Annotated in this window: 24 protein-coding genes; 7 read left to right on the top strand and 17 right to left on the bottom strand. The window is 40.2% G+C overall.

What is annotated here, in order from left to right; translation table 11 throughout:
- Positions 1-95: transposase domain-containing protein (locus tag HYG89_RS12390; RefSeq protein ID WP_178867550.1), on the top strand; the 95-nt coding region annotated here is incomplete at its 5' end.
- A 255-nt stretch (positions 96-350) separates the two neighbouring features.
- On the opposite strand, the gene map is transcribed toward HYG89_RS12390, so the two are convergent.
- The 3 genes from map to HYG89_RS12375 form a co-directional block, all read right to left on the bottom strand.
- Positions 351-1,145, bottom strand: a complete 795-nt coding sequence (gene map / locus HYG89_RS12385) for a type I methionyl aminopeptidase (RefSeq protein WP_004976729.1) — start codon at positions 1,143-1,145, stop codon at positions 351-353.
- 178 nt (positions 1,146-1,323) lie between these two features.
- Positions 1,324-2,481, bottom strand: coding sequence for an RNA-guided endonuclease TnpB family protein (locus tag HYG89_RS12380; protein WP_178867770.1), 1,158 nt, complete (start codon positions 2,479-2,481; stop codon positions 1,324-1,326).
- Positions 2,478-3,092, bottom strand: a complete 615-nt coding sequence (locus HYG89_RS12375; protein ID WP_168391406.1) for an IS607 family transposase — start codon at positions 3,090-3,092, stop codon at positions 2,478-2,480. The genes HYG89_RS12380 and HYG89_RS12375 overlap by 4 nt, the downstream gene beginning before the upstream one ends.
- A 366-nt stretch (positions 3,093-3,458) precedes the next feature.
- On the opposite strand from HYG89_RS12375, the gene brnQ reads away from it, so the two are divergent.
- On the top strand, positions 3,459-4,751 hold the full coding sequence (brnQ, locus tag HYG89_RS12370) for a branched-chain amino acid transport system II carrier protein (RefSeq protein WP_154320787.1): 1,293 nt from the start codon (positions 3,459-3,461) through the stop codon (positions 4,749-4,751).
- A 572-nt stretch (positions 4,752-5,323) separates the two neighbouring features.
- Positions 5,324-5,560 (top strand): hypothetical protein, encoded by a 237-nt coding sequence (locus tag HYG89_RS12365; protein ID WP_004976747.1) that lies wholly within the window; start codon positions 5,324-5,326, stop codon positions 5,558-5,560.
- A 173-nt stretch (positions 5,561-5,733) separates the two neighbouring features.
- On the opposite strand, the gene HYG89_RS12360 is transcribed toward HYG89_RS12365, so the two are convergent.
- The gene (locus HYG89_RS12360) at positions 5,734-6,186 is read right to left on the bottom strand and encodes a hypothetical protein (protein ID WP_004976749.1); all 453 of its coding nucleotides are present in this window, start codon (positions 6,184-6,186) and stop codon (positions 5,734-5,736) included.
- 140 nt (positions 6,187-6,326) lie between these two features.
- Between HYG89_RS12360 and HYG89_RS12355 the strand changes: the two genes are divergently transcribed.
- Positions 6,327-7,187 (top strand): alpha/beta fold hydrolase, encoded by an 861-nt coding sequence (locus tag HYG89_RS12355; protein WP_104851904.1) that lies wholly within the window; start codon positions 6,327-6,329, stop codon positions 7,185-7,187.
- 267 nt (positions 7,188-7,454) lie between these two features.
- Here HYG89_RS12355 and HYG89_RS12350 read toward each other — a convergent pair whose 3' ends face one another.
- Positions 7,455-8,978, bottom strand: coding sequence for a TerC family protein (locus HYG89_RS12350; protein ID WP_004976753.1), 1,524 nt, complete (start codon positions 8,976-8,978; stop codon positions 7,455-7,457).
- A 777-nt stretch (positions 8,979-9,755) separates the two neighbouring features.
- Here HYG89_RS12350 and HYG89_RS12345 point away from each other — a divergent pair.
- Positions 9,756-10,220, top strand: a complete 465-nt coding sequence (locus HYG89_RS12345; RefSeq protein ID WP_004976754.1) for a MarR family winged helix-turn-helix transcriptional regulator — start codon at positions 9,756-9,758, stop codon at positions 10,218-10,220.
- A 54-nt stretch (positions 10,221-10,274) separates the two neighbouring features.
- On the opposite strand, the gene HYG89_RS12340 is transcribed toward HYG89_RS12345, so the two are convergent.
- The 5 genes from HYG89_RS12340 to HYG89_RS12320 form a co-directional block, all read right to left on the bottom strand.
- The gene (locus tag HYG89_RS12340) at positions 10,275-10,952 is read right to left on the bottom strand and encodes an SOS response-associated peptidase family protein (protein ID WP_096901413.1); all 678 of its coding nucleotides are present in this window, start codon (positions 10,950-10,952) and stop codon (positions 10,275-10,277) included.
- Between the two features lie 115 nt (positions 10,953-11,067).
- Complete coding sequence (locus HYG89_RS12335; RefSeq protein WP_131261472.1) at positions 11,068-12,510, bottom strand: aldehyde dehydrogenase family protein; 1,443 nt, start codon at positions 12,508-12,510, stop codon at positions 11,068-11,070.
- 199 nt (positions 12,511-12,709) lie between these two features.
- The gene (locus tag HYG89_RS12330; RefSeq protein WP_096901411.1) at positions 12,710-14,875 is read right to left on the bottom strand and encodes a malate synthase G; all 2,166 of its coding nucleotides are present in this window, start codon (positions 14,873-14,875) and stop codon (positions 12,710-12,712) included.
- Between the two features lie 358 nt (positions 14,876-15,233).
- Positions 15,234-16,388: a cell division protein ZapE gene (gene zapE, locus HYG89_RS12325; protein WP_004976758.1), complete on the bottom strand. Its 1,155-nt coding sequence runs from the start codon at positions 16,386-16,388 to the stop codon at positions 15,234-15,236.
- Positions 16,389-16,477: 89 nt separating this feature from the next.
- A complete protein-coding gene (locus HYG89_RS12320; RefSeq protein WP_178867769.1) occupies positions 16,478-17,485 on the bottom strand; it encodes an AraC family transcriptional regulator in 1,008 nt (335 codons plus the stop codon).
- A 169-nt stretch (positions 17,486-17,654) separates the two neighbouring features.
- On the opposite strand from HYG89_RS12320, the gene HYG89_RS12315 reads away from it, so the two are divergent.
- Positions 17,655-19,133 carry an NAD(P)/FAD-dependent oxidoreductase gene (locus HYG89_RS12315; RefSeq protein WP_178867768.1) on the top strand — a complete coding sequence of 493 codons (1,479 nt, stop codon included), beginning with the start codon at positions 17,655-17,657 and terminating at the stop codon, positions 19,131-19,133.
- 67 nt (positions 19,134-19,200) lie between these two features.
- Positions 19,201-20,106: a lysine exporter LysO family protein gene (locus HYG89_RS12310; RefSeq protein ID WP_004976767.1), complete on the top strand. Its 906-nt coding sequence runs from the start codon at positions 19,201-19,203 to the stop codon at positions 20,104-20,106.
- Positions 20,107-20,227: 121 nt separating this feature from the next.
- Here HYG89_RS12310 and pyrF read toward each other — a convergent pair whose 3' ends face one another.
- From pyrF to tadA, 7 genes are all read right to left on the bottom strand, one after another.
- Positions 20,228-20,908, bottom strand: a complete 681-nt coding sequence (gene pyrF / locus HYG89_RS12305) for an orotidine-5'-phosphate decarboxylase (protein ID WP_178867766.1) — start codon at positions 20,906-20,908, stop codon at positions 20,228-20,230.
- Positions 20,909-21,090: 182 nt separating this feature from the next.
- The gene (locus tag HYG89_RS12300) at positions 21,091-21,456 is read right to left on the bottom strand and encodes a lipopolysaccharide assembly protein LapA domain-containing protein (protein WP_004976771.1); all 366 of its coding nucleotides are present in this window, start codon (positions 21,454-21,456) and stop codon (positions 21,091-21,093) included.
- 17 nt (positions 21,457-21,473) lie between these two features.
- Entirely contained in the window at positions 21,474-21,779 is a 306-nt protein-coding gene (locus HYG89_RS12295; RefSeq protein WP_004976773.1) for an integration host factor subunit beta, read from the bottom strand.
- Positions 21,780-21,938: 159 nt separating this feature from the next.
- Entirely contained in the window at positions 21,939-23,615 is a 1,677-nt protein-coding gene (rpsA, locus tag HYG89_RS12290) for a 30S ribosomal protein S1 (RefSeq protein ID WP_004976774.1), read from the bottom strand.
- Between the two features lie 119 nt (positions 23,616-23,734).
- Positions 23,735-24,427, bottom strand: coding sequence for a (d)CMP kinase (cmk, locus tag HYG89_RS12285; RefSeq protein ID WP_178867764.1), 693 nt, complete (start codon positions 24,425-24,427; stop codon positions 23,735-23,737).
- Between the two features lie 16 nt (positions 24,428-24,443).
- Positions 24,444-24,875 carry an SRPBCC family protein gene (locus tag HYG89_RS12280; protein WP_178867762.1) on the bottom strand — a complete coding sequence of 144 codons (432 nt, stop codon included), beginning with the start codon at positions 24,873-24,875 and terminating at the stop codon, positions 24,444-24,446.
- Between the two features lie 101 nt (positions 24,876-24,976).
- A complete protein-coding gene (gene tadA / locus HYG89_RS12275) occupies positions 24,977-25,468 on the bottom strand; it encodes a tRNA adenosine(34) deaminase TadA (protein ID WP_004976782.1) in 492 nt (163 codons plus the stop codon).
- Between the last annotated feature and the right edge of the window lie 24 nt (positions 25,469-25,492).

The following is a 25,492-nucleotide window of genomic DNA, read 5'->3' as shown; positions in this document are numbered from 1 at the left end:
CCTATTTAAGTGATGTGCTGAAAAGGTTGCCGACACATAAAGTGACTCAGATTGAAGAATTGCTACCACACCGCTGGAAACCGGAACCGAATTAAAAAATAGGCATGGGGTTCAGCGGACGCTTACGCACATAGGATCTTTTGATTTCAGATACGAAACAGCAAAAAAAAAGCTTATCTAAGACAGATAAGCTTTGAAAACTACAATCTAAAATAAGAAAGCTAAAACAAAGAAACTACAGCAAGTATCTTTGACTTCAATTATAGCGATTGTTCATTTTTTAACAAATAGTTTAAAACTAAAGTCTAAGATGTTTTATCTATCAGTCTTAACCTGAAAGCATTCGTGCATTAAATTTCAGGATAACTCCCCGTACCTTCTGGCCACGGCGATAACACTTCAAAGCCTGTATCAGTCACAGCAACCATGTGTTCCCATTGTGCAGAAAGTGATTTATCTGTCGTCACCACCGTCCAGCCATCTTTCAGTTCTTTCACACGCGCTTTGCCCGCATTCACCATTGGCTCAATGGTAAATACCATGCCTTTTTTAAGCACCAAGCCTTGTCCAGGCTGACCATAATGCAGCACACTTGGTTGTTCGTGATACACCTGCCCAATACCATGTCCGCAATATTCACGCACAATGCTAAACCCTTCACGATGCGCCACACTTTGAATGGCATAGCCAATATCGCCCAAAGTCGCGCCCGGTTTCACCGCATGAATCCCTGCGCGCATCGCCTCATAAGTGGTATCGACCAGTTTTTTCGCTTCTGGTTTCACCTGACCCACATAGTACATACGACTGGTATCACCATAAAAACCATCTTTAATCACTGCCACATCAATATTAATAATGTCGCCATCTTTTAAAATGGTTTTGGATGATGGAATACCATGACAGACCACTTCATTGGGTGAAATACAGGTGGTTTTGGTATAACCGTGATAGCCCACATTGGCAGGAATGACTTTTAAGGTATTTACAATATAATCGTGACACAAATCATCTAAGTATTCTGTCGTGACTCCGGGTTTGACATGCTCGCCAATCATCTGCAACACCTGAGCAGCCAAACGCCCCGAAATGCGTAATTTCTCAATATCTTGCTCTGATTTAATGCTGACTTTAAGGGCGCGCATGATGAACTCCTGACCTGAAGCCTGAGATTATAGCCGTTATTTAAAACCTACTCAAACCTACTCAATGTGGGTTTGATGTTTAATTCCTACTTCACCATCAAGAACCTAAAACATTTGCTTTAGGGATTACCTCAATTCCATAGGCTGTCACGGTGTAACTCACCGCCTTAATCACCACTTATGCAGTGATTAAATCTTTATCCGCATATCGCAGGATATTAATTGATGCATTAACATCACGATTTTGGATGGTTTGGCAAACTAAGCACTTCCACTCTCGCGCAGAAAGTGTGAGAGATTGATTTAATTCACCACAGCACGAACACATTTTACTACTTGGGAAGAATCGACCAACCGAAAGTACCGATTTTCCATGCTGTTTGGCTTTATAAATCAACTGCCTTTTAAACTCATAAAAACCCATATCGGATATAGCTCTTGCGAGTTTACGATTCCTCAACATGCCTTTAACATTCAAATCTTCAATCGCAATCACATCAAAACGTGTTACCAAATCCGTTGTGACTTGATGAAGATTATTCTTGCGTAGACAGGCAATTTTATAGTGCAGGCGAGATAGCTTGGCTTTTGCTTTTTCTCGATTCTGACTACCTTTTTTCTTACGACTAAAAGACTTGTTGAGTCGCCTTAGTTTTGCAAGCTGTCTTTTAAGTGGTGCGTTAGAAGGAATAACCTCACCATTTGAAAGGGTGGCAAGATTAGAGACACCCAAATCAACACCGATACTTAAACCTGTTTTCGGTTTAAGCTTTTCGATCTGGGTGAGTTCGACAGCGATTGATACAAACCACCTACCACCTTGTTTAAATATTTTGGCCGAGAGAATTTTACCCTTATAGCGCAGATTCTCAGTCATTTTCACCCAACCCAAATTAGGGATTTTAATAGACCGACCCTTTACGCTAAATTGATCATTTGATAATGAAAAACGGTCATCCTTGCCTTTTTTTCTTGGCTTGGGGTATCCTGATTTGCCGTTAAAAAATCTATCAAAAGCACTACCCAACTGCTTAATCGCCAACTGTGGTGCGCACTTAGTCACTTTCTTCATGAAAGGATATTTTTCAAATTTAAAAGTGTTTAGGTGCTTTCTTAATTTACTCTCTTTAGGTCTATTAAGAAGCATTTCATTCACCGCAACATCATAATACTCACACTGATCTCGATATTCCTTATCAGCCTTGTATTGTCGCTGCCACTCTCTTAAAGCCCAATTATACGACAAACGAGCAACACCACTTGCCTGAGCAAAATGGCTTGCTTGTTTATTATTGGGCATCAATTCAATGATATGCCCTCGTATAAATCGACTCATAGTGCTTCTTTGACCGCCTGTATTAGCTTTTGGTTCTTTTTACTTCGGCTTCCATATAATCGTGCTGAAAATACAGTGATAATTTCCAGGACATCTTGAGACAGTTCCTCCTCAAAACTCAAATTTTCACCCTGATTAATAATTACAATTTCAACATTCCGAGCTTCACATAAAGCAAAAACCAATTCAGCACCAAAACGTAATAATCGATCTTTGTGGGTTAAAACCAATCGACCAATTTCATTATTAATAATTCCATCCAAAAGAGCCTTAAGCCCTTTTTTGTGATAATTCATCCCTGAGCCTAAATCACTAATAATCTCAAATGTCCATCCCTGCTTGGCACAGTACATTTCCAAAACTTGTTTTTGTCGCTCAAGATCAGCCTTTTGATCGTGACTAGATACTCTTGCATAAGCAATAGTTTTTCGGCTGTTCTGAATTGATAGATCATGGATAAGTTCAGGTGTGATCTTGCTTAGATCGTAACGTCTGTGATTTTTTGGGGTTCTATCTGCGACTAAAGTGCCTTCCTCATCCCATCTTCTTAGGGTTTGGATGGAAACACCCAGTGTTTTAGCTGCAACGCCAATACTAACATATCTACTCATTTGTATATAATAATATAGAAATAGGTAGATTTCAACTAGCAGTTATTAACCCTTTCGGCTTGTAAAATCAGCTCAAGCTGCCAAACAAGTATCCATCGTCATGCGACCAACAGTTTTGTTTAAGAACTGCGCATTTAAAATAGCAACCAAAACTTATACTAGATAAGCCATCTATACTATGTGGGATCAGCATTTTTCAAAAATACATCAGATAAACAGTAAGTTATTTAATTTTTATAGTGAAGATTAAAATAGCCTACAAACACATATCATAAAAAATATTCATATGACCTATAAAATAAATTAGAAAATCATAGCTCGATCTACTAAAATCGCTTTCTTTTGTTTACATCTTATTTCTCTCCCATGACGAATTTACGCACACGGGATATTATTGCCTTGGGTTTTATGACCTTTGCGCTGTTTATTGGTGCAGGTAATATTATTTTCCCACCTATCGTGGCACAGCAAGCGGGCGAACACGTCTGGCTTGCTGCGCTCGGTTTTCTCATTACCGCAGTTGGCTTACCCGTGATTACCATTATGGCGTTGTCACGTGTCGAAGGTTCTATACAAATTTTAAGTTCGCCTTTAGGCAAAATCGCGAGCTTAATTTTAACAGTCGTCTGTTATTTAGCGGTTGGCCCGCTTTTCGCCACACCACGTACCGCTACCGTATCTTATGAAATTGGTTTCTCTGCCTATTTTGGCGATTCCGCGAGCACCTTATTCATTTATAGCGCCATCTATTTTGCCTTGGTGATGTTAGTTTCACTGTATCCACACAAAATTTTAGATACAGTGGGCTATGTACTTTCCCCGCTTAAAATTCTGTCATTACTAATTTTAGGCATCACTGCATTTATTATTCCGACAGGTACAATTTCACCTGCCATTCACAATTATGTGAACAGTCCTGTATCTGAAGGCTTTATTAACGGTTATCTCACTATGGATACCTTAGGTGCATTGGTATTCGGGATTGTGATTATTAATGCGATTCGTTCACGTGGCGTAACTGATAAAAAACTCATCACCCGCTATGCGGTATGGGCAAGTTTAATTTCAGGGATCGGTTTAACTTTAGTTTATCTAAGCCTATTTAAACTGGGGATGGGCAGTCACGATGTTGCCGCCAATGCCAGTAATGGTGCAGTCATTTTACATGCCTATGTGCAACATGCTTTTGGCGGATTTGGCTCGGTATTTTTAGCTGCAATGATTTTTATTGCCTGCATGGTTACGGCAATTGGACTGACATGCGCATGTGCTGGATATTTTGAGCAAATTACTAAAATTCATTATCGCCGTTGGGTATTTATTTTAGTGGGCTTTGCCTTTGTTATTTCCAATCTTGGACTCACCAAACTCATTGCAGTTTCAGTGCCTATTTTAAGCGCGATTTATCCACCTGCAATTGTGGTCATTCTACTCAGCTTTTTCTGGGGATTATTCCGTATTCCAACCCGCGTGATTGCACCTACTGCCGCAGTTGCATTGCTCTTTGGCATCATTGATGCAATGAAGGCCGCAGACTTAGCTAGATTCTTGCCAACCACACTGACCAATTTTCCCCTGAGTGAACAAAACCTCGCTTGGTTGATTCCTGCATTACTGATTTTTGTATTCGCTACAATTCATGATCGAATGAAAAAATAGCCAGTACGGACTTCGAGCTCGGCTATTTTTTCAAGTCATGCTCTATTTTCGAGCTGTATTGTATTAAAGTCGTGTTTTATCCAAATACGAATTTAAGTTAGACAATAATTGTCAGGTTTTACCCAAACCCGCACTTATTGTTTCTTGTGCTAAAACTGCCTCTTTTTAAGGCAATTTATCAGTCATGATAATAGCAACCCAAATAATTATTTGGTATAAATAAACAAATGAAATTAAAATATTTTCAATAAAAAACTAAAACAAAATAAATCATTCACCCATTTTAAGCAGAGCTCAAATTAACGCTAAAGTCGTATAGTCGCCCTCAAAATTAGCTGGCATAAAATATGCAAGTACGATTGAAATCGTATTTAAATGGCTTAAAAAACACACTACTTTTTATTATTTTGTAAATAAATGATAACAAATAGTAGTATTTCATATGAAAATGATGTTTTTTATCAAAATATGACTATAAGGGCTTGAAATAGTTTGCTAAACAAGGTAGAACAATAAAACCAATCTGACTAAAATGCTCTGATTTTAGTGATTTATAACAAGGAGGGATGGAGATGTTTTCACATTTCAATACGCAAGTCTTCATTAACGCTCTGAAGGCTAACCAAAATCTAGTTACTTTTTTAAGCACCACTTTTGCACTGATGCTGACCCTATTGCTCCAAGGCTCAATTCAAGGCAACTTGAAACCAACCTATTTTTTATATGCCTTATTGGTATGTATAGCCTTTGCGATTTGGACATCCATTGACCAAAAGTTTCGTGAACATAAAAACGTAGAAGTTCATTAATCTTACCCTAGCACCCACTCATTTTAGCTTTTTCGCTTTCACTTTGCGGCAGATGGATCACTCCTCTGCCGCCAAACTCAAAAAGTAGATTCTAATCATCATTCCTGATCTACAGCAAAAATCTCAAAATCTTCTACGGGCTACCAAGAAAAAATTAAACTGAGCAATTAGAATTACAACAATCCATAGATTGCGCCAAGCAATAACACACTAGTCCCACCCAATTCAGCCACAATCAATAACAGCATCGCCAAACTCATGCACCAACTTGGCAATGTCCATGCTGCAATTTGATGCGGTTGTTTAAATTGATTAGTGGTATCTTTAAGCAATCCATGCAAGATATAACTCAGAATAGAAAAGCTAAAAAATACTAAATTTAGAATCACACAAATTAAAATTACAGTGGCATCCCAAATACAAAAATAAGCCAAGACCGCTAAAATTAAACTTGCAGGTGCATATAACAAACTACTGCGATGTGCGATATCCACATAATAATGAGCACGCGCTTGGGCAGAAGCACGAATTTGCCAATATTTCCACACGCCTGTAAGCATCCCCACCCACAAAAATATTCCACTGAAAATAATCGCAAGGCGCACTGCCAAAGATAAACTTTCCATGTTTAACACTCTTTTATTTTTCGTGTGGCTATTTAACTACACTCGCAGACTACTAAGCTTGACTTTAGAGTCAGAATAAATACAAGTTTCTTTTTGGAACTCGTGTAAAGTAACTTTATTCTCATCATCCTTAAAACATTATGAGCACATTTGAAAGCTTAAATATTATATGTGCAGATGGTTATGCCCTCGCTGCCCGTTATTATCCAAATCAATATACACAAGCACAGCGTCTACCCGTCTTGATTTGTCCCGCGACAGGCATTACCAAGAATTTTTATCACGCTTTTGCCACATGGCTAAATGAACAAGGCTATGCTGTGCTGTGTTTTGATTTTCGTGGTATTGGTGATTCGTTACACGAACCATTGAAACAATGTGAAGCCAGTATTGTTGATTGGGGGCAGTTAGATATTCCTGCAGCAGTAAATACTTTGCTGCAAAAAACGCAAGCTGAACAAGTGGTTTTATTGGGACACAGCGCAGGCGGACAATTACTGGGGATTAATCCTGAATATCATAAAGTGGCAAAAGTCGTAGCTGTTTCAGGCTCTACAGGCCACACAAAAGGTTTAAAAGGTCGTACTCGCCTACTTGCCCCTGTGATGTTTAAAGTTATTTTTCCACTTGCCAGAATCACACATGGTTATGGCCCAACCAATGCAATTGGCATGGGCGAAAACCTACCTAAAAATGTGGCCCAACAATGGGCACAATTTTGCAGCAAACCCGGCTATGTCATCAATGCTATAGGCAAAACAGTTTCACAGCATTATCACGATAAAATTCGTTGCCCGATTACTGCTATTTGGAGTTCGGATGATGAGATTGCCACCGAAGCGAATGTGAAAGATTTACTCCGTCTCTATCCCCATGCATCGACTAATATGATTGAACTTAAACCAAAGCGTTATCAGCATAAAGCCATTGGGCATATGGCGATGTTTAAAAAGTCACATCGAAATTTATGGAATGTGATTGAAAATCAATTGGCAGTTTAATTTTTAGTGGCGAAGTCACATACAAATTAAACATTTGTTTTAGTTTCTCGCTTTTTCTTTTCCCTGTTTAAGCAACCAAATTTGTAATCCTGTTTGGTTGTTTCTTTTTTTCTATTCCATGCCACATTTCATGTTCAGCTTTTAAAATCCAGACTTATCGCTGATACACATTTTCAGGATGAAACATCACAATCTTTTTATTACACCATAAAAAAGCTCCACCATTTCGGTAGAGCTTTTTGAGTGATTTAATTCAAAGCTTAGTAATTAGCGTAAGCGAATCATCACAGTTTTAATACGGTTACCATCAAGTTCTGTCACTTCAAAGTGCACACCTTGATAATCCAACTGCGTGCCGACCTGAACTTCACCTTGGGTTTTATCTAAAATCAAACCTGCAACGCTAATGTAGCCTGCATCTTCTTCAATCAGATCCATCATACCCAGTTCAAGTTCAAGCTGGTATAAATCCAGCATACCTGTTGCTTTCCATTCGTTTTCATTGGTTTTAACCAAATCTAACTGTTCGTCTGCATCAGGGAATTCACCTGCAATCGCTTCAAACACATCAAGCGGTGAAATCAAACCTTGAACATTACCAAACTCATCGCTGACTAAAACCAAAGAACCTTTAGAGGTACGTAACGTATTGATCGCATCAATCACTTTCATTTTTTCAAAAATGTAAATTGGACGCTGACGTTTAATTAAAGCTTTAAGCTCTTCTTCTTCGTCCAATACATCCAACAACTCTTTGGCACGTACAATACTAATGACTTTATCTAAACTACCACGACACACTGGGAATAAGCTGTGTGGTACAGATAGAATCTGTTCGCGGATTTGTTCAGGTGAATCTTCAATATCGACCCATGAAATTTGGCTACGTGGCGTCATAATTGATGCGACTGAACGCTCTGCCAAGGTCAAGACACCACCAATCATGTAGCGTTCTTCATCTGCAAACGCTTCTTGCGCTTCGTTATGCAAATCAGGGCTACTGGTTTCAACTCGCCCCCCCATCAATTTTAAAATTGAATCTGCAGTACGGTGACGTAACGGAATTTTTGCTTCATGTTTTGCAACATTGCGCTGACCAAATTGGTTAAACGCTTCAATAGCAATCGCAACACCAATACCCGAATAGATATAACCTTTAGGGATATGGAAGCCAAAACCTTCTGCAATCAAGCTGATACCAATTAATAGTAAGAAGCTTAAACACAAAATCACCACTGTTGGATGACGGTTCACAAAAGCAGTTAATGGCTTAGATGCAAGTAACATCACCAACATTGCAACCACCATGGCAACCATCATCACATAGATGTTGTCGACCATGCCAATTGCGGTAATGACTGAGTCTAAAGAGAAAACTGCATCTAGAACAACAATTTGTGCTACAACTGCGGCAAAACTTGCATAAACCACATTGGTCGTGACTTTGACTTCGGGTTTGCCTTCCATCTTCTCATGCAACTCTCCTACCGCCTTATAGACGAGGAACAAACCGCCACCCAAGAGAATGAGGTCACGCCCTGAAAAGGTTTTTTCAAATAAGGTAATTAACGGTTCGGTTAAAGTAACCAACCAAGAGATTGCAAATAACAATCCTAAACGCATAAACAACGCTAAAGATAAGCCAATCACACGGGCTTTATCACGCTGTTCTGGGGGTAATTTTTCTGCAAGAATTGCAATAAAGACTAGGTTATCAATACCTAATACGATTTCTAGAATAATAAGTGTAATTAAACCAACCCATATTCCCGGATCTAATAAAAACTCCATTAGTTCATAGCTCCGAGATAGTTAGCAGAAATCGAAATATAAAGTAGACCTGCGCACGGCGACGGATCCATAAAAGTAACCTTTTTAGCAATAGATAGCTTAATTATGCACAATCTTGAACATTTGTAATTAAATTTTTAATTTTTTTGAATAAAACTAAACAGTACGATCTATAAGAAGGTTTTTACTTTATTTTTCACATTCTTAATTTTTTTAGAGCGATGACAGCCAAACAAAAGCCGTGAGAATGGATTAAAAATGTCAAATGAATTGTAATGTATTTTTAGACGCATTAGTCATAGATTACAACTGTAAGCCAACCCACACTTTAATCTAAACTTAAAATATTGATAAAAAACAACTATTGTTAAAAGATTAGACCAAAGCTTATAATTTTTTTGCAAAATTCAACGCAATAACCCGCACTTTTACCTAAAAGCCAAGTGTACAAATGTATTTTTTTAACTAAAATGCAGCCTAAGTTGATGGTTAAATTGATAATTCAACTTATAAAACCAGATAACTCACTACTAATCCAAACTAAAACAATTCTATAGGATTAATTGATATGACACATGAATATGGATTGAACTTAAACAAATGCCTACGCGCTTGGAAAAATAGCCATTTCAAAGCCAGCTTCTAAATCGAGATTCATCATATTTCGTCAGATTTCAACCAAATTTTAGCCACTGAAAGCATCTTGCTAAGCACATGAGTTTTCACATAAAATGTGAAATATCAAAAATACAATTAAAACAATGCAGGGAATATGCAATGTCCAAGAAATATTCAAAATTTCTACCATCCGCCGACCAATATGATATTGAACAATTTCCGTATTATTGGGTCACACAAGTACATGCTCAATATGTACAGAATGTCGATCAGGCACTTAAAAAGTATGGTTTAGATAATTCTCGCCGTCGTATTTTATTGGCATTAAGGTCAAAAGCACATGCGAGTGTGTCTGATTTGTCAGACATGGTGGTGTCAAAAATGTCAACTACAACTAAAATTGTTTATCGTTTAAAAGATGAAGGTTTGGTTGAAACTTATTCTTGTGATGATGATGCGCGTATCACTCGTGTCGTGCTTACTGAAAAAGGTAATGAGATGACCAACAAAATTAATGATCTGACTAGCGTTGTTTTAGAGCAGTCATTTGATGGTTTAACTCCACTACAAATTGAAAAAATGATGGAAAGTTTACGTCATATTTTTAATAATTTAGCACGGTAAACATCACGTTATTGTTCCACATCTGTTCTTATCCTATATAAGCACAAGATGTACTTAAAGATCGAAAAAATTGAGCTGGGGGCTTACTTTTTCGATCTTTGCTTTTGGTACATGTGAACACTCAAACTCGTCTAAAGGAAAGCCCTGCACAAAGCTGTGTATGTTCGGTGTTTTCAAACTTAGCCATTCATCTAAACGTGCATGTGGAATAACAATAACAGAACGTTTGACTGGCCCAGGCTCATGAAATTCCTTCATCATCGCGTGATCAATTGCGTCCATGGTAATCATACTCGCAGAACGGACAATTTCTTCCGTGCCTTGCCCATCCTTTAAACGGCAAATTTCATACAGTGCTGCAATAAAAAAGGCCTGTCCATCTTTACGACGTACACCCCAACGCTGCGGTTTACTGTCTATATATTTGGATTCATAAAATTCTGACACAACAATCGCGCCAAATTTACACTTATAAGCAGCTTCACTAAAACTTGGTTTTTCTAATAAAGTTTCGTTACGGCAATTATAGGTTTTTTGCGCAATACTTCTGTCTTCCGCCCATTTGGGAATCAAGCCAAAATTCACCGAGCGCCACTCTAAACCTTGTTCAGACTTAAACAATAGTGGCACACTCGAATTTGGATACGCTTCTTCAGCATATTCAAACGGAATTTCAGGCAGACCTAATGCAGATAATTGCGCTATGCTTATTGGTTTAAAATTGGCACACATATACAAATTGGATGATTAGACACACGCACTATATTATGCGTTTTGATCATGAACAGTAAGTGCGCACCCACGCATTCCTTCTTACTCAAACAAAACGCAGGACAAATAATTACCGTTAAGCTGGCAATGTCAGCCAATGCGTGCGGGTAAATTCTTCAAATATCCAGCGCCCATTAAAACGACCTAAGCCTGAGTTTTTCTCACCACCAAACGGTGCATTGGCATGATCGGCAACGGTAATACCATTAATATGTGTCATTCCAACATCAAACTGTGCTGCAAATTCTGCACCGCGTTCTACATTTGTAGTGCATACAGCAGCAGATAAACCATAGCGTGTATCGTTCGCTAACTGTAAGGCATGTGCGGTATCTGCTGCTTTGAGAATCGGTAAAATAGGTCCAAAACTTTCATTTTGTACAATTTCTGAATCGGCAGCGACATTCACAAAAACATGTGGTGCAACTAAGTTCCCCGTAACCCCGCCCGCATAAACCAATTCTGCACCCTGCGCCTGTGCTTTTTGAATAATATGCTGATGCTTTTTCACCTGTTCTGCATTAATAATTGGCCCAATCAAGGTGTCATTTTTATTCGGATCACCTACTACTAATTGCGACACACTTGCTAACAATTTTTCAAGATAGGCTGCATAAATAGACTGATCGACAATGACCCGATTGGTACTCATGCAAATTTGACCTTGATGCAAAAAGCGCCCCATCACAGTTAGTTCTACGGCCAAATCTATATCTGCATCATCCAAAATGACTAAAGGTGCATTGCCACCGAGTTCTAAGGCGACACGTTTTAAATGCTCACCCGCAACGGCCAGTTGCCCTACATGCTGTCCAACTTCTGTAGAGCCTGTAAATGAAATCATTTTAGGAGTTACATGCTCAACAAAGTAATCACCAATTTCACGACTCGCACCCGCCACCACATTGAGTACGCCTGCAGGCAAGTCTGCTTCTTCGAACAGTTTACCGAGTATAGTTCCACCTGTGACTGGCGTATCACTGGCAGGTTTGAGCACTACACTATTACCACAAGCAATCGCTGTAACCACTGAACGCATAGACAAATGGAAAGGGAAATTCCACGGACTGATCACAGCAATAACACCCAAAGGTTTACGCAAAACAACACTACGGACTTTCGGATCTTTGCTTTCCAGTTGCGTCGTGGTCATTTGCTCGGGAAATTGTGCAGCTTCTTGAATAATCCCTAAAGCAGCATCGACTTCGATATTGGCTTTTAAACGGGTACTGCCCGACTCATCAATCAGCCACTGGATAATTTCTTCGCGTCGTTGCTGAATGACTTGCTCTAAGTTCTTAATGATGTATTGACGCAGACTTGTGGATTGAATCAATTGTTCATCAAAAGCTTTTTGCGCTGTACTATAGGCACTATCAACATCTACCACGCTGGCGCCCTGCATCTCAAAAATTGTAGTTTGATGATATGGATTCAAGTTTGGAATGGTTTTAGTAGATGTCCCAACCGACCACTTGCCGCCAATAAATTGTTGATTCAAATCTTGATATGCTGGCATGTATTTGTCCTTGCGCTACTTTTTATATATGACTTTCACTCTACTCCGCAGCTTGATGTTTTTCTAGCAGCAAGTACATCCTGTAACTATTCAGCTGCAAAATTTTCAAAAAACCATAAGCAAAATACAGGCAACAAAAAAGCCTCCGAAGAGGCTCATTTGTTTGTATTACACAATCAGTAAATCAAATCCTAAAGGATTAATCACCTGTATAACCTTTTAACTTTAAACGCGCTGCGTGTAAAAGTGGCTCTGTGTAACCAGAAGGTTGCTCGCCACCTTTGAAGATCAAGTCAGATGCAGCTTGGAATGCAATGTTATTAGCAAAGTCGTTAGACATAGGCGTGTATAGTGGATCATCAGCATTTTGTTGATCTACAATTTTCGCCATGCGCTGCATTACTTCTTCAACCTGTTCACGCGTTACAATTCCGTGACGTAACCAGTTGGCAACGTGCTGAGAAGAAATACGTAAAGTTGCACGGTCTTCCATCAGGCCCACATCATTGATGTCTGGAACTTTAGAACAACCTACACCCAGATCAACCCAACGAACGACATAACCCAAGATACCTTGGCAGTTATTTTCCAGTTCTTTTAGTTTCTCTTCTTCAGACCAGTTGGTATCAGTTGCAAGAGGTGGAGTTAACAAATCATCTAAAGGCAATGCTTCAGTTGCAAGCAATTCTTGCTGACGGTTTGCTACATTAATTTGATGGTAGTGAATCGCGTGAATCACTGCACCTGTTGGAGACGGAACCCATGCACAGCTTGCGCCTGCTTCAGGATGTTCAGTCTTGGTTTTGTACATGTCTAACAGCATGTCTGGTTTTGGCCACATGCCTTTACCAATCTGTGCTTTACCACGTAGACCTGTTTGTAGACCTACCATGACGTTACGGTTTTCGTAAGCTGGGAACCATTTTTGGCCTTTGATTTCGCCTTTACGAACAAATGGACCTGCTTCCATGAAGGTATGGATTTCATCACCTGTACGATCCATGAAACCGGTGTTAATAAAGATGGTACGGTCTTTCGCCTGAGCAATACAGTTTTTCAGGTTAACAGAGGTACGACGCTCTTCATCCATGATACCGATTTTCAGGGTTTTAGCAGGTAAGCCAAGCGCTTGTTCAGCACGTTCAAACAGCTCAACCGCAAATGCTACTTCTTCTGGACCGTGCATTTTTGGCTTAACGATATACATAGAACCGGTACGTGAGTTCTTGATCGTGTTCTCACCACGGATATCAGCCACAGAAAGCAATGGAGTGACCAATGCATCCATGATGCCTTCATAAATTTCTTCGCCATCTACAAGGATCGCCGGGTTTGTCATCAAGTGACCCACGTTACGAAGCAGCATCAATGAACGGCCATGAACCTTGGTCTCACCGCCTTCAACATTTTTGAAGGTGCGGTCAGCATTTAGTTTACGGGTAATGGTCTTGCCATTTTTCTCGATAGACTCTTCAAGCGTACCTTTCATCAAGCCTAACCAGTTACGGTAGCCTTCAACTTTTTCTTCAGCATCAACTGCTGCAACAGAGTCTTCCAAGTCTTGAATCGTCGTTACAGCCGCTTCAAGCACAACATCTTTCACGCCAGCTGCATCTGTCTGTCCAATTGGGCTGTTTGCATCAATCTGGATGATTGCGTGCAGGCCGTTATTTTTCAGTACGATTTCAGTTGGTGCAGAAGCTTCGCCATTGTAACCAACGAATTTAGAGCTATCCGCAACAGTTGTTGTAGAACCATCTTTTAGGCGAACAACAAGTTTGTTTGCTTCTACAGCATATTGAGTCGCGTCGGCATGTGAACCTTGCGCCAATGGGAAAGTTTCATTTAAGAAGTTTTTCGCGAATGCAATTACTTTTTCACCACGAACTGGGTTGTAGCCTTTACCTTTTTCTGCGCCATTTTCTTCAGAAATAACGTCAAAACCGTAAAGTGCGTCATATAACGAACCCCAACGTGCGTTTGCTGCGTTCAAGCAATAACGTGCGTTACGTACAGGTACTACGAGCTGTGGACCAGCCAATAATGCGATTTCTTCATCAACATTTTCGGTGGTAATTTGAAAATCTTCTACTTCTGGTAATAAGTAGCCAATTTCAGTCAAGAAAGCTTTGTAAGCTTCTAATTCAAATGTATTATTGCGGTGCCATTCATCAATTTTAGCCTGAAGCTCATCACGCTTTGCGAGTAATGTTTTGTTCTTAGGGCTAAGATCGACAACGACTTGCTCAAAGTTTTTCCAGTATGTATCACTGTCCAAACCAGAACCTGGTAATGCTTCATTTTCGATGAAATCGTAAAGTTCTTTAGCAATCGCTAACTTGCCTTTTTGAATACGTGCAGTCATTGTCTTTCCTGATATTGCTACTTTTTATACAAGAGATTCTAGTATACTGATTTATATTTAGCTGAATAGTATTATCACATTTCAAAATAACGATCATTTATTACAAGATGAATGACAACAATCATCATAAATCCTGATCAGAAACACGACACTATTACTCATCTAAATACACTTTTACAGTGTATAAAGTTTTTGAAATGTCGAAATTAGACTTAAGTTCAGATTTTGTTGTAAAAATCGGCGTCAGTCTTATTGCAACCCTTCAAGATTAAGCCATGTTTATGACAAAATGTCGATAAAACCAACAGTCACATCTTTTCTATCATAAAAAAGCGCCTAGTTCTAGGCGCTTAAAAGATCAACTGATTTGATGTTTAGCTTCGGTGGCCTGTATCTGTCGATGTTCTTCATTTAAGTAATCATCAGACTGCATTTCCAATAAACGTGAACGTGTGCGTTCAATTTCAAATGCCAGTTTTTCGCCCTGATAAATTTCAATAATCGAATCTTCAGAAGTCAGTAATAACTTGACACCACGATCATAAAATTCATCGACCAAATAAATAAAACGACGTGTTCCTTCAGACAAGAAGTCTGTTAAATGCGGTACATTGCTCACCAAAACCGTGTTGTAGATGTTGGCAATTTCAATAAAGTCTGCAGGACTACGCGGTTTAAAGCACAGTTCTGAAAATTCACACCACAATACATCTTCAGTATGCGCAATTGTTTCAACAATACGTTGGTTGATAATAATTGGCTCAGAAGAATAATGTTGTGTATTACTCAAAGCACTGAAACGCTGTGCCATCCAGTTTTGATTATCATGCGTTAAAGGCGATTTAAATAATTGCGCCTGTTTCAAAACACGTAAGCGATAATCTACACCAGCATCGACATTTAGCACTTGGCAATGTTTTTTGACCATTTCAATGGTTGGAATAAAACGATCTCGATGGATACCATTTTTATATAAACCGTCTGGGGCGATGTTAGATGTTGCCACCAAAGTAATGCCACGATGGAATAATTTTTGGAACAAGTCACTTAGAATCATCGCATCAGTCACGTTAGATACGAAAAATTCATCGAAACAAATCACCACTGCATCTTTATAAATTTGGTCTGCAACAGAATCGAGCGGGTTACGCTGCCCTGAAAGTTTGTTCAGTTCACGATGCACATGCTGCATAAAGTGGTGAAAGTGCATACGTGTTTTACGTCTAAATGGAATCGAGTCGTAAAACTGATCCATGAGCCATGTTTTACCACGACCTACACCACCCCACATATAAACACCCTGTGGTGCTGTTTGGCGGCGGAAACGGCGGAACGCTTTTTTTGATGCTTTATAGCGTTGAATTAATTCCTGCCACACACGCTCAAGTTCGTGTACAGCCTGCGCCTGCGCATCATCTGGCATAAATTGTCCAGAGGCTAACGCTTGTGCATAACGCTCCGCAGGCGATAATGGAGTAAAGGCTGTGGTTTGTGGCGAATTAAAATCAGACATATTCATCAGTACTTATTTGGGCAAATAGATTATAACGAAGATCGAATCACGAGATATAGCACTTTGGCATAGTTTGCAAAATACTTAGGCTATTTTGTATATTGGCGTGGACTTTGTCCAAACCACCGCTTAAAAGCATGATTAAATGCTGCGGGTTCTGAATAACCAAGTAACTCTGCAATCATTTCAATTGAATATTCCTGATATTCAATTAATCGCAATGCTTTATCTTTGATAAGATCTTCACGAATTTGTTTGTAACTAGTGTTCAATTGTTGCAGTTGATGGCGCAATGTCCGTTCAGGAATTTGCAAAGCATGTGCTGTTTCTGCCATGCTCGGCATACTGCCTTGTTGTAATTCCAAATAATCTTTTACGCGCTGTACCACCGAAGGCGCATCATCTTCGAGTTTAAGTCGCTCTAACTCAATCACGCATTTGGCTTCATAACTACTAAAAGTGACTGCATCGGCAGATGGAATACGTGCTGTGAGAACTGCATCATCAAACCAAAACGCTGCTTGGGGTTGATTAAAAACAATATCTTGACCGTAATAATCATAAAAAGTTTGCAAAACTTCACTTTGCTGCTGCTGTGCAAATGGCAATTCTATGCGAATACGTGGCGCACTCATCCCCATCATTTTATATAGGTCTTGAATAAATTTGAACGTGCCTGAAATTTCACACTGCGCACGCAATACACCTAAACTACTATGTAAATCATTGGGTTGATAACACAAGGCAATATGTCGCGTGCTATGTTGCAAACTCAGTTTCCCGCTTAAATGCGTCAATCCCTGATATTGAATCCCTTTTTCTAATGCAGTGGCAATATCTGGACTGGTCACCAATAACATCAGTAAAGGACCATAACCTGCCAAAGCATAATGCTGTCCAATAAACAGCCCCATTTCAGGCTCTACATCTTCACCAATGACTTTGAGAATATCCCATTCCAAACTCGGATGAATAATTGAACTGGTATCCAGCGCATCTGCACGCAAGCCGATACTTTGCAATTTTGCATCGACATCAACGCCTGCTTTACGCATGCCTTGTATTAAATACATTAAGCCAAGTATGGATCTTTTCATAAAATGAACAGTGCGAAACGGAATATCCTTTTTACCCGATTCATCCACAGATAGAAATTGCCGAAAATATCAATTTTTATGTCAGCACGATCATGTTACCACATGCTGGCTTATTCTATCCTGACTCAAACAAACTCAAGTCAAACAAAATAAATATAAGGATGTCTTCATGCAGGATGCAGCAGCTCATTATCAAGTCGCAATTATTGGCGCAGGCTTTGGTGGATTAGCCATGGCGATTCGTTTGCTACAACGCAACATTCATAACTTTGTGATTTTAGAAAAGTCTAATGAAGTGGGTGGTACTTGGCGTGAAAATCAATACCCTGGCGCGGCTTGTGATGTGCAGTCGCATCTGTATTCATTGTCATTTGCACCCAAAACTGACTGGTCAAAACGCTATGCCGAAGCACCAGAAATTTTTCAGTATATTCAAGATGTGGTGCAACAGTTTAATCTGCGCGAATATTGCCAATTTAACAGCGAAGTGGTGCATACCGAATACCATGAAAAAGACTGTGTATGGCATGTTGCGTTAAAAGATGGCAGACAATTGAGTTGCCAATATTTAGTCTTTGCTTCTGGCCCACTGCATATGCCACAAATCCCGCACAATAAAGGCATTGAAAAGTTTCAGGGCAGGGTTTTTCACTCGTCTCAATGGGATCATCAATACAACTTAAATAGCAAAGTTGTGGCATCTATTGGCACAGGCGGCAGCGCGATTCAATACATTCCTGAAATTGCACCTCAAGTTAAACAGTTATATGTCATGCAACGTACAGCTGCATGGGTCATTCCACGAGATGAACGCAAATATCTGAATATTGAGAAAAAACTGTTTAAACAAGCAGACTGGTTTAGAAAGTTGCATCGTGCGCGTTTGTATTGGTCGAATGAATCACGTGCAATTCCAATCATGCAACCTAGCGTGATGAAATATACCCAAAAACTGGCAGAAGCCTTTATTCGTTTTCAGGTCAAAGACAAACAATTGGCACAAAAACTCACGCCTGACTACATTATGGGATGTAAACGTATTTTAGTGTCCAATAAATACTTCCCAACTTTTAACCGTGACAACGTCGAATTAGTGACTGATGCAATACAGGAATTGACTGCAGACAGCATCATCACCAAAGATGGTAAAATGCGAAAAATTGATTGTCTGATTTATGGCACAGGCTTTATTACCGATCCGCGTATCTATCTACAGCCATTTAGCTGCATTGGTGAACATGGCGTTGAATTAAAACAGGCATGGAAAGATGGCGCAGAAAGCTATTACGGCATTAGCCACAAAGGTTTTCCGAACCTGTTTCAGTTGCTTGGGCCAAATACAGTTTTGGCGCATAACTCGGTTATTTTTATGATCGAATCGCAAGTCGATTACATTCTGCAAATGATGGATTTGGTGGCACAATCACAGAGCAATGCAATTGTAGTAAAAGATCAAGTACAAGATCAATTTAACCACGATGTGCAAGACATGCTAAATAACACGGTTTGGCAATCTGGCTGTGTAAGTTGGTATCAACAAGATGGTGGAAAAAACTTTGCACTTTGGCCAACCTATACTTGGAAATATTGGCTAAAAACCAAGTCGCTGCATCCGAGTGATTTCAGATTAATCAGTAAAGCGGCATAAATTTCCGCTTTTAAAAGCAAACTGGCATAATCAACAGGTTTTTATCTATCTCCCACCTGTTGATCTCATGCAATCTCTTTGGCTGATTTTCCAATTACTCTGCTGTTTATGTCTAGGCTTTGTACTGGCAAAACGCCTCCCTCGAATAATCGAAAAAATTGCGTTTCAACTGCTTCCATATTTTAGCTATATCCTGCTAATTGCAATTGCGATGGAATTTTCACAAACGCTCGGTTCACTACAGCAGCCATCGCATATTCTATCTACAGCTTTACAGATTGCATTTGCTACATCAATTGGTGCTTTTCTGTGTTGTTATTTGCTTTACAAAGGTTTGGGGCTGCAAGCAACGCAAGGCAAAGTTTCATTACAGTTGTTGATTCAATCCTGCATCAACATCAGTTATGCCTTTTTTGCACTATTGGCAGGCTACGTGCTGCATCTACTTTTTAGTGCTATGGATTTCCAAGTTCAGATCAACACTTGGTATTTACTGTTGCTGTTTATGTGGATGATTGGACTCGATCTCGCTTATTCGCCTTTAGATCGTTCTTGGCTGAATTGGAAAATTTTAATGGTGCCCGTAGGCTGTATTTTCGGTTCAGTTGCAGGGGTACTACTTTGCGCACTTTGGCTCCCCATCGCTCTACAAGATTTGCTTATGCTCTCACAAGGTTATGGATTTTATTCCATGAGCGGGATTGTGGTGTCGGAACTTCGTAATGCCGAATTGGGTAGTATTGCGTTAATGAATGATTTATTCAGAGAGATTTTTGCGATATTGCTGATGTATATTTTGGGATGGCGTTATCCACGTGCTGCAATTTCTGCCGCAGGCGCAACTGCCATGGACGTCACTTTGCCCATGGTAAAACAAGCCTGTGGCAACGATTTTATTCCACATGCCATGGTCAGTGGATTTGTATTGTCAATCCTTGCACCCATTGCTGTAAGTGTATTGGCTGCTATTTAAAAAGAATCAACAATTGTCCTCTCTCCCTCTGGGAGAGAGTTGGAGAGAGGGTTTGCGCTCTATTTAGGCGAGAGTTAGAGAGAGGGCTTATCTCCCTTTTAGATAGTCAGCGATAGTAAAATTAAAGCGTCGCTAAAATATCTTTCAAAGTCTGACGTGGATTTTCAGATTTTGTAATTGGACGACCAATCACCAAATGCGTAGAACCATCCAGCATAGCTTGTTTGGGAGTCACAATACGTTTTTGATCATCGGCATTTGAGCCTTCAGGACGAATCCCTGGAGTTACTAAGGCAAAATTCTGCCCTAAGATTTCACGCAACATTTTGGCTTCTTGCGCAGAACACACCACACCATCTAAACCACTTTCTTGAGTGAGTTTAGCTAAACGCTGAACTTGCTCAAAAGGCTCAATATCTAAACCTAAATCTTTTAAATCTTCACGCCCCATAGAGGTTAGTACAGTCACTGCAATCAGTTGAGTCTGATAATTCCCTGCTTTTAAACGCTCCACACAGGTTTCCATCATTTTACGACCACCTGAGGCATGCACGTTGACCATCCATACGCCTAAATCTGCTGCAGCACATACAGCCTGAGCCGTTGTATTTGGAATATCGTGAAATTTCAAATCTAGAAAAACCTCAAAACCTTTGTCATGCAAGGCTTTCACGACTGCAGGACCTTCATGGGTAAATAACTCTTTACCAACTTTTACTCGACATAATGCAGGGTCTAATTGTTCTGCAATGGTTAAGGCGTCATATTGGCTTTTAGCATCGAGGGCAACAATGATACTCAAGAGAATTACCTATGGATTTGACAAAGAGTCGCTATTATAAAGTGATTCGTGCCAAGCAGATAGTCAAAAAGACAGCTTATCCCCCATCGCAGCGATAATCAGCCATTCGTCAAAGGCACACATAAAAAAACACCCCAAGATAACCTTGAGGTGTTGATGATCAATTCGCTCAACAGAGCAAATTAAAGTGCATTAGAAGAACGATCTTCAGTATGCACATCTAATACCGTTTTTTCATGACGAGTATGCGCAGCAGCTTCAGCAGCAGCCAGTTGAGCTGCATGAATTTGCTCTTTGCGTAGGTATTCAATATCTTTACGTAGTCGCTTAATTTCCCAACTATTTTGGAATACACGGAAAACCTGCACGCCCAACAATAACCCTAGCACCAAACCAAGTGCCAATGTAATCAGTAGCAATAGACCCAAACGCATTGCAGGCACTTGAGTAAATAACAGGTCAACTGAAAGTTCAGTGCCGTTTTGCAAAACCAATGCCAGAGAATATCCAAATAGAATAACTAAAATAGCGACTAGAACGTAACGCATAAACACCCCTAGGAATTTTATTTATTTACAGACTCGTTTACTGCATCACGTAGTGCTTTACCCGGTTTAAAGTGCGGTACAGCTTTAGCCGCAACTTCTACAGACTTACCTGTTTTTGGGTTACGACCTACACGTGGTTCACGGTGATGCAATGCAAAACTACCGAATCCACGAATTTCAATTCGGTTATCTGCCGATAGTGATGCAATCATTTGATCAATCATGATCTTCACAGCTTCTTCCACCAATGGCTCAGCCAAATGTGGATTTTTCAAAGCAATTCGTTCTATCAAGTCAGACTTATTAAGTGCTTCAGTAGTCATCTGCGACCTCTTTAATTATCAAGCTACTTTTACCTAAACTGATAATAACCTGTTTAAATACAAAACGGTAGCGTAATAATTGAATACTACGCTACCGTTTACAGTATTTGTGTAAAAAGTATGTGCTAATTTACATTAACCATACAGTTTACCCGCAACTTAGTTGCCCATTTGAGCTTTGATCAAGTCACCAATTGTCTTAGGACCATTGTCTTGACCGCTAGTTGCAGTTTTCAAGTTAGCAACAGCTTCTTTCTCTTCAGCTTCGTCTTTCGCTTTGATAGACAAGTTGATAGAGCGAGATTTACGGTCTACGTTGATGATTTTCGCTTCAACTTCTTGACCAACTTCCAAGAACTTAGTTGCATCTTCAACGCGATCACGGTTGATTTCAGATGCTTTAAGTGTTGCTTCAACTTCGTCAGCTAACTTAACAGTTGCGCCACGAGCATCAACAGCAGTTACAGTACCTTTAACCAAAGCACCACGTTCGTTAGCAGCTAAGAAATCGTTGAATGGATCGCTGTTCAATTGCTTGATACCAAGGCTGATACGGTTGCCTTCAGCGTCTACAGAAAGGATAACCGCTTCAACAGTGTCACCTTTCTTGTAACGACGAATAGCTTCTTCGCCTTGCTCGTTCCAAGAAATGTCAGACAAGTGAACTAGGCCATCGATACCGCCTGGTAAACCGATGAAGATACCGAAGTCAGTGATTGACTTGATTGTACCTGAAACTTTTTCACCTTTGTCGTGGTTCTTAGCAAACTCTTCCCATGGGTTAGCACGAGTTTGTTTGATACCAAGAGAAATACGACGACGCTCTTCGTCCACTTCAAGAACCATAACGTCAACTTCGTCACCAATCTGAACAACTTTAGATGGGTGGATGTTTTTGTTAGTGTGGTCCATTTCTGAAACGTGTACTAAACCTTCAACGCCTTCAGCGATTTCTGCGAAACAGCCGTAGTCAGTTAAGTTTGTTACGCGAGCTTTAACGATAGAACCTTTAGGATAACGGCTCATGATCGCTAACCATGGATCTTCGCCTAATTGCTTAAGACCTAGAGATACGCGGTTACGCTCTTTGTCAAATTTAAGTACTTTAACAGTAACTTCTTGACCCACTTCAACCACTTCTGATGGATGCTTGATACGTTTCCAAGCCATGTCAGTGATGTGAAGAAGACCGTCGATACCGCCAAGGTCAACGAATGCACCGTAGTCAGTAAGGTTCTTAATCGTACCAGTAACAGTTTGACCTTCTTCAAGCTGAGCAAGAAGCGCTTCACGGTCAGCTGAAGATTCAGCTTCCATAACTGCACGACGAGATACAACAACGTTGTTACGTTTAGCATCAAGTTTGATAACTTTGAACTCTAACTCTTTACCTTCAAGGTGAGTTGTGTCACGGATAGGACGAGTGTCTACCAAAGAACCTGGTAAGAACGCACGAACTGGACCGATGTCTACAGTGAAACCGCCTTTAACTTTACCAGAGATAACACCAGTAACGATTTCGCCGTCTTCAAAGATTTTTTCAAGTTTAGTCCAAGTTTCAGCACGTTTCGCTTTTTCACGTGATAAAACAGTTTGGCCCATACCGTTGTCAAGTGCTTCAACAACAACATCAACGGTGTCACCAACTTGAACTTCAAGTTCGCGTTGTTCGTTTAAGAATTCAGCGCGGTCAACAACGCCTTCTGATTTAAGGCCAGTATCAACTGTTACCCAGTCAGAGTCGATGCTTACTACAACGCCTTGGATGACAGCACCCTTTTCAACGTTGAGGTTTAATTCGCTTTCTTCAAAGAGGGCTGCAAAAGATTCGGTCATGATATACCTGATAAAGTCAGCGGTCTTGGATCAGACAAGGCCGGTTTAGTTAAGCGTCTACATAGTCCGTATAGAACTGATCAAGCTATGCGTTCGCTGAATAGGTTTATTTCACGCGGTTAAGCGCGGCAAATAGCAAGCTTCTGATCGACATAAGCCGTCATTAATGCAAACACTTCATCAATGTTCAACTCAGAACTATCAATGATGTAAGCATCTTCTGCGGGCTTGAGCGGAGCAACTGTGCGCTCCATGTCTCGTTTGTCGCGAGCCTGTATATTCGCTAAAATGTCGCTTATTTTAGCATCCAGCCCCATACCCTGCAACTGTTTTACTCGTCTTTGTGCACGCGACTCTGCCGAAGCAGTTAAATAAATTTTAGCCTGCGCATTTGGAAAAATACTGGTCGCCATATCGCGTCCATCTGCAACCAAGCCTGGTGCTTGGGCAAAGGCATGCTGACGTGCAAGTAATGCTGTGCGCAATTCAGGTACTGCCGCAACTTTTGAGGCATATTCCCCCACACGTTCGGTACGTATGGTTTGCGTGACATCTTCACCATCAAGCAACACTTGTGTGCCATCTGGCTGGGTCACAAATTGAATATTGAGCTGTGTTGCAATCGCAACGGATTGACTCAGTTCAGTATTAAGTTGATCTAGCAGATCCTGCTTATGTAACGCCAAACCCAACAAACGATACAACGCACCAGAGTCGAGCAAATGAAACTGATAATGTGCTGCCAATTTTGCCGCGAGTGTGCCTTTACCTGAACCGCTAGGGCCATCAATGGTTATAATTTGAACCGTCATGCTGTTTCCGAAATGATTAAGGAGATTTTGCGAGTTTGGATAAACCAATTTTAATTGCAGTTTTCAATTGCGCAAGAATAGCTTTACTCACAAATGGAACACGCGCTTGTAGCTCAATGCTATACGTGACCAAGGTTTTGTGATCTGCCACTTGCTGAAATTCAATTGTACCCAAATGATGTTTGATCAATGGATTTTTAATGATTTTATATTCAATCCGCTGATTCGGTTCAAGCACGGTAATTTGCTCTTGCAAAGGTTTAATTGGCCCAATCCCCATACGACGCACCGAACCTACACCATCTGGACGTTCAGGGTCAGCAGAGTCTTTAATGCGCACCACTTGCATTGGTGCAAATGCAATATTATAAGTTGCATGTTTAGAAAGTAATTCAAATACTTGCGCAACTGGCGCATTAAATTCTTTTTTAATTTGAATAGCGTGCATGGTTTGCCCTGATGATGAATGCTATGTTGTGTTTGATTTAGTTTAACGCAAATCAAGCCTAAAACTCAGAACTGGTTTTGATCATGGAGGTCATTTATCAACTATTGCTGCTTTTGTTGTTTCTTTTGCGCACGGCGCATCTTAAAAAAATCACTCAACTGGGCTGAACATTGCTGCTCTAAACAACCTGATTGATACTCAAAAATATGATTGTAATAGCCTGACTCTAAAAGCTTTCTAGCACTGATCAATGAGCCGGCTTTGGGTTCAGTTGCTCCAAATACCACACGTTTGATTCGCGCATGAATGAGCGCACCCACACACATGGTACAAGGCTCCAGTGTGACATAAAGCGTGGCATCTTCAGGTAAACGATAATTTTGAATATGATCACATGCTGCACGGATTGCCACAATTTCGGCATGTGCGGTTGCGTCGTGTAAGGAAATAGGCGCGTTATAACCCGCGCCAATCACTTGATTTTGACTAACGATGACAGCCCCCACAGGAATTTCTCCCTGTGCTGCAGCCAAAGCAGCCTGCGCATAGGCAAGCTGCATCCAGTCTTCATCACTATAGTTCTGTTCTGACATTTAAATATGAGTAAAAATCAATAC

The organism is Acinetobacter sp. SwsAc5 (assembly GCF_013391485.1).
Lineage (GTDB): Bacteria > Pseudomonadota > Gammaproteobacteria > Pseudomonadales > Moraxellaceae > Acinetobacter > Acinetobacter towneri.
This window is presented reverse-complemented; position numbering and strand designations above follow the sequence as displayed.

Excerpts from the sequence above, each read along its gene's own strand:
- map (WP_004976729.1), bottom strand. The coding sequence starts at position 1,145 with ATGCGCGCCCTTAAAGTCAGCATTAAATCAGAGCAAGATATTGAGAAA.
- HYG89_RS12380 (WP_178867770.1), bottom strand. The coding sequence starts at position 2,481 with ATGAGTCGATTTATACGAGGGCATATCATTGAATTGATGCCCAATAAT.
- HYG89_RS12375 (WP_168391406.1), bottom strand. The coding sequence starts at position 3,092 with ATGAGTAGATATGTTAGTATTGGCGTTGCAGCTAAAACACTGGGTGTT.
- brnQ (WP_154320787.1), top strand. The coding sequence starts at position 3,459 with ATGACGAATTTACGCACACGGGATATTATTGCCTTGGGTTTTATGACC.
- HYG89_RS12365 (WP_004976747.1), top strand. The coding sequence starts at position 5,324 with ATGTTTTCACATTTCAATACGCAAGTCTTCATTAACGCTCTGAAGGCT.
- HYG89_RS12360 (WP_004976749.1), bottom strand. The coding sequence starts at position 6,186 with ATGGAAAGTTTATCTTTGGCAGTGCGCCTTGCGATTATTTTCAGTGGA.
- HYG89_RS12355 (WP_104851904.1), top strand. The coding sequence starts at position 6,327 with ATGAGCACATTTGAAAGCTTAAATATTATATGTGCAGATGGTTATGCC.
- HYG89_RS12350 (WP_004976753.1), bottom strand. The coding sequence starts at position 8,978 with ATGGAGTTTTTATTAGATCCGGGAATATGGGTTGGTTTAATTACACTT.
- HYG89_RS12345 (WP_004976754.1), top strand. The coding sequence starts at position 9,756 with ATGTCCAAGAAATATTCAAAATTTCTACCATCCGCCGACCAATATGAT.
- HYG89_RS12340 (WP_096901413.1), bottom strand. The coding sequence starts at position 10,952 with ATGTGTGCCAATTTTAAACCAATAAGCATAGCGCAATTATCTGCATTA.
- HYG89_RS12335 (WP_131261472.1), bottom strand. The coding sequence starts at position 12,510 with ATGCCAGCATATCAAGATTTGAATCAACAATTTATTGGCGGCAAGTGG.
- HYG89_RS12330 (WP_096901411.1), bottom strand. The coding sequence starts at position 14,875 with ATGACTGCACGTATTCAAAAAGGCAAGTTAGCGATTGCTAAAGAACTT.
- zapE (WP_004976758.1), bottom strand. The coding sequence starts at position 16,388 with ATGTCTGATTTTAATTCGCCACAAACCACAGCCTTTACTCCATTATCG.
- HYG89_RS12320 (WP_178867769.1), bottom strand. The coding sequence starts at position 17,485 with ATGAAAAGATCCATACTTGGCTTAATGTATTTAATACAAGGCATGCGT.
- HYG89_RS12315 (WP_178867768.1), top strand. The coding sequence starts at position 17,655 with ATGCAGGATGCAGCAGCTCATTATCAAGTCGCAATTATTGGCGCAGGC.
- HYG89_RS12310 (WP_004976767.1), top strand. The coding sequence starts at position 19,201 with ATGCAATCTCTTTGGCTGATTTTCCAATTACTCTGCTGTTTATGTCTA.
- HYG89_RS12300 (WP_004976771.1), bottom strand. The coding sequence starts at position 21,456 with ATGCGTTACGTTCTAGTCGCTATTTTAGTTATTCTATTTGGATATTCT.
- HYG89_RS12295 (WP_004976773.1), bottom strand. The coding sequence starts at position 21,779 with ATGACTACTGAAGCACTTAATAAGTCTGACTTGATAGAACGAATTGCT.
- rpsA (WP_004976774.1), bottom strand. The coding sequence starts at position 23,615 with ATGACCGAATCTTTTGCAGCCCTCTTTGAAGAAAGCGAATTAAACCTC.
- cmk (WP_178867764.1), bottom strand. The coding sequence starts at position 24,427 with ATGACGGTTCAAATTATAACCATTGATGGCCCTAGCGGTTCAGGTAAA.
- HYG89_RS12280 (WP_178867762.1), bottom strand. The coding sequence starts at position 24,875 with ATGCACGCTATTCAAATTAAAAAAGAATTTAATGCGCCAGTTGCGCAA.
- tadA (WP_004976782.1), bottom strand. The coding sequence starts at position 25,468 with ATGTCAGAACAGAACTATAGTGATGAAGACTGGATGCAGCTTGCCTAT.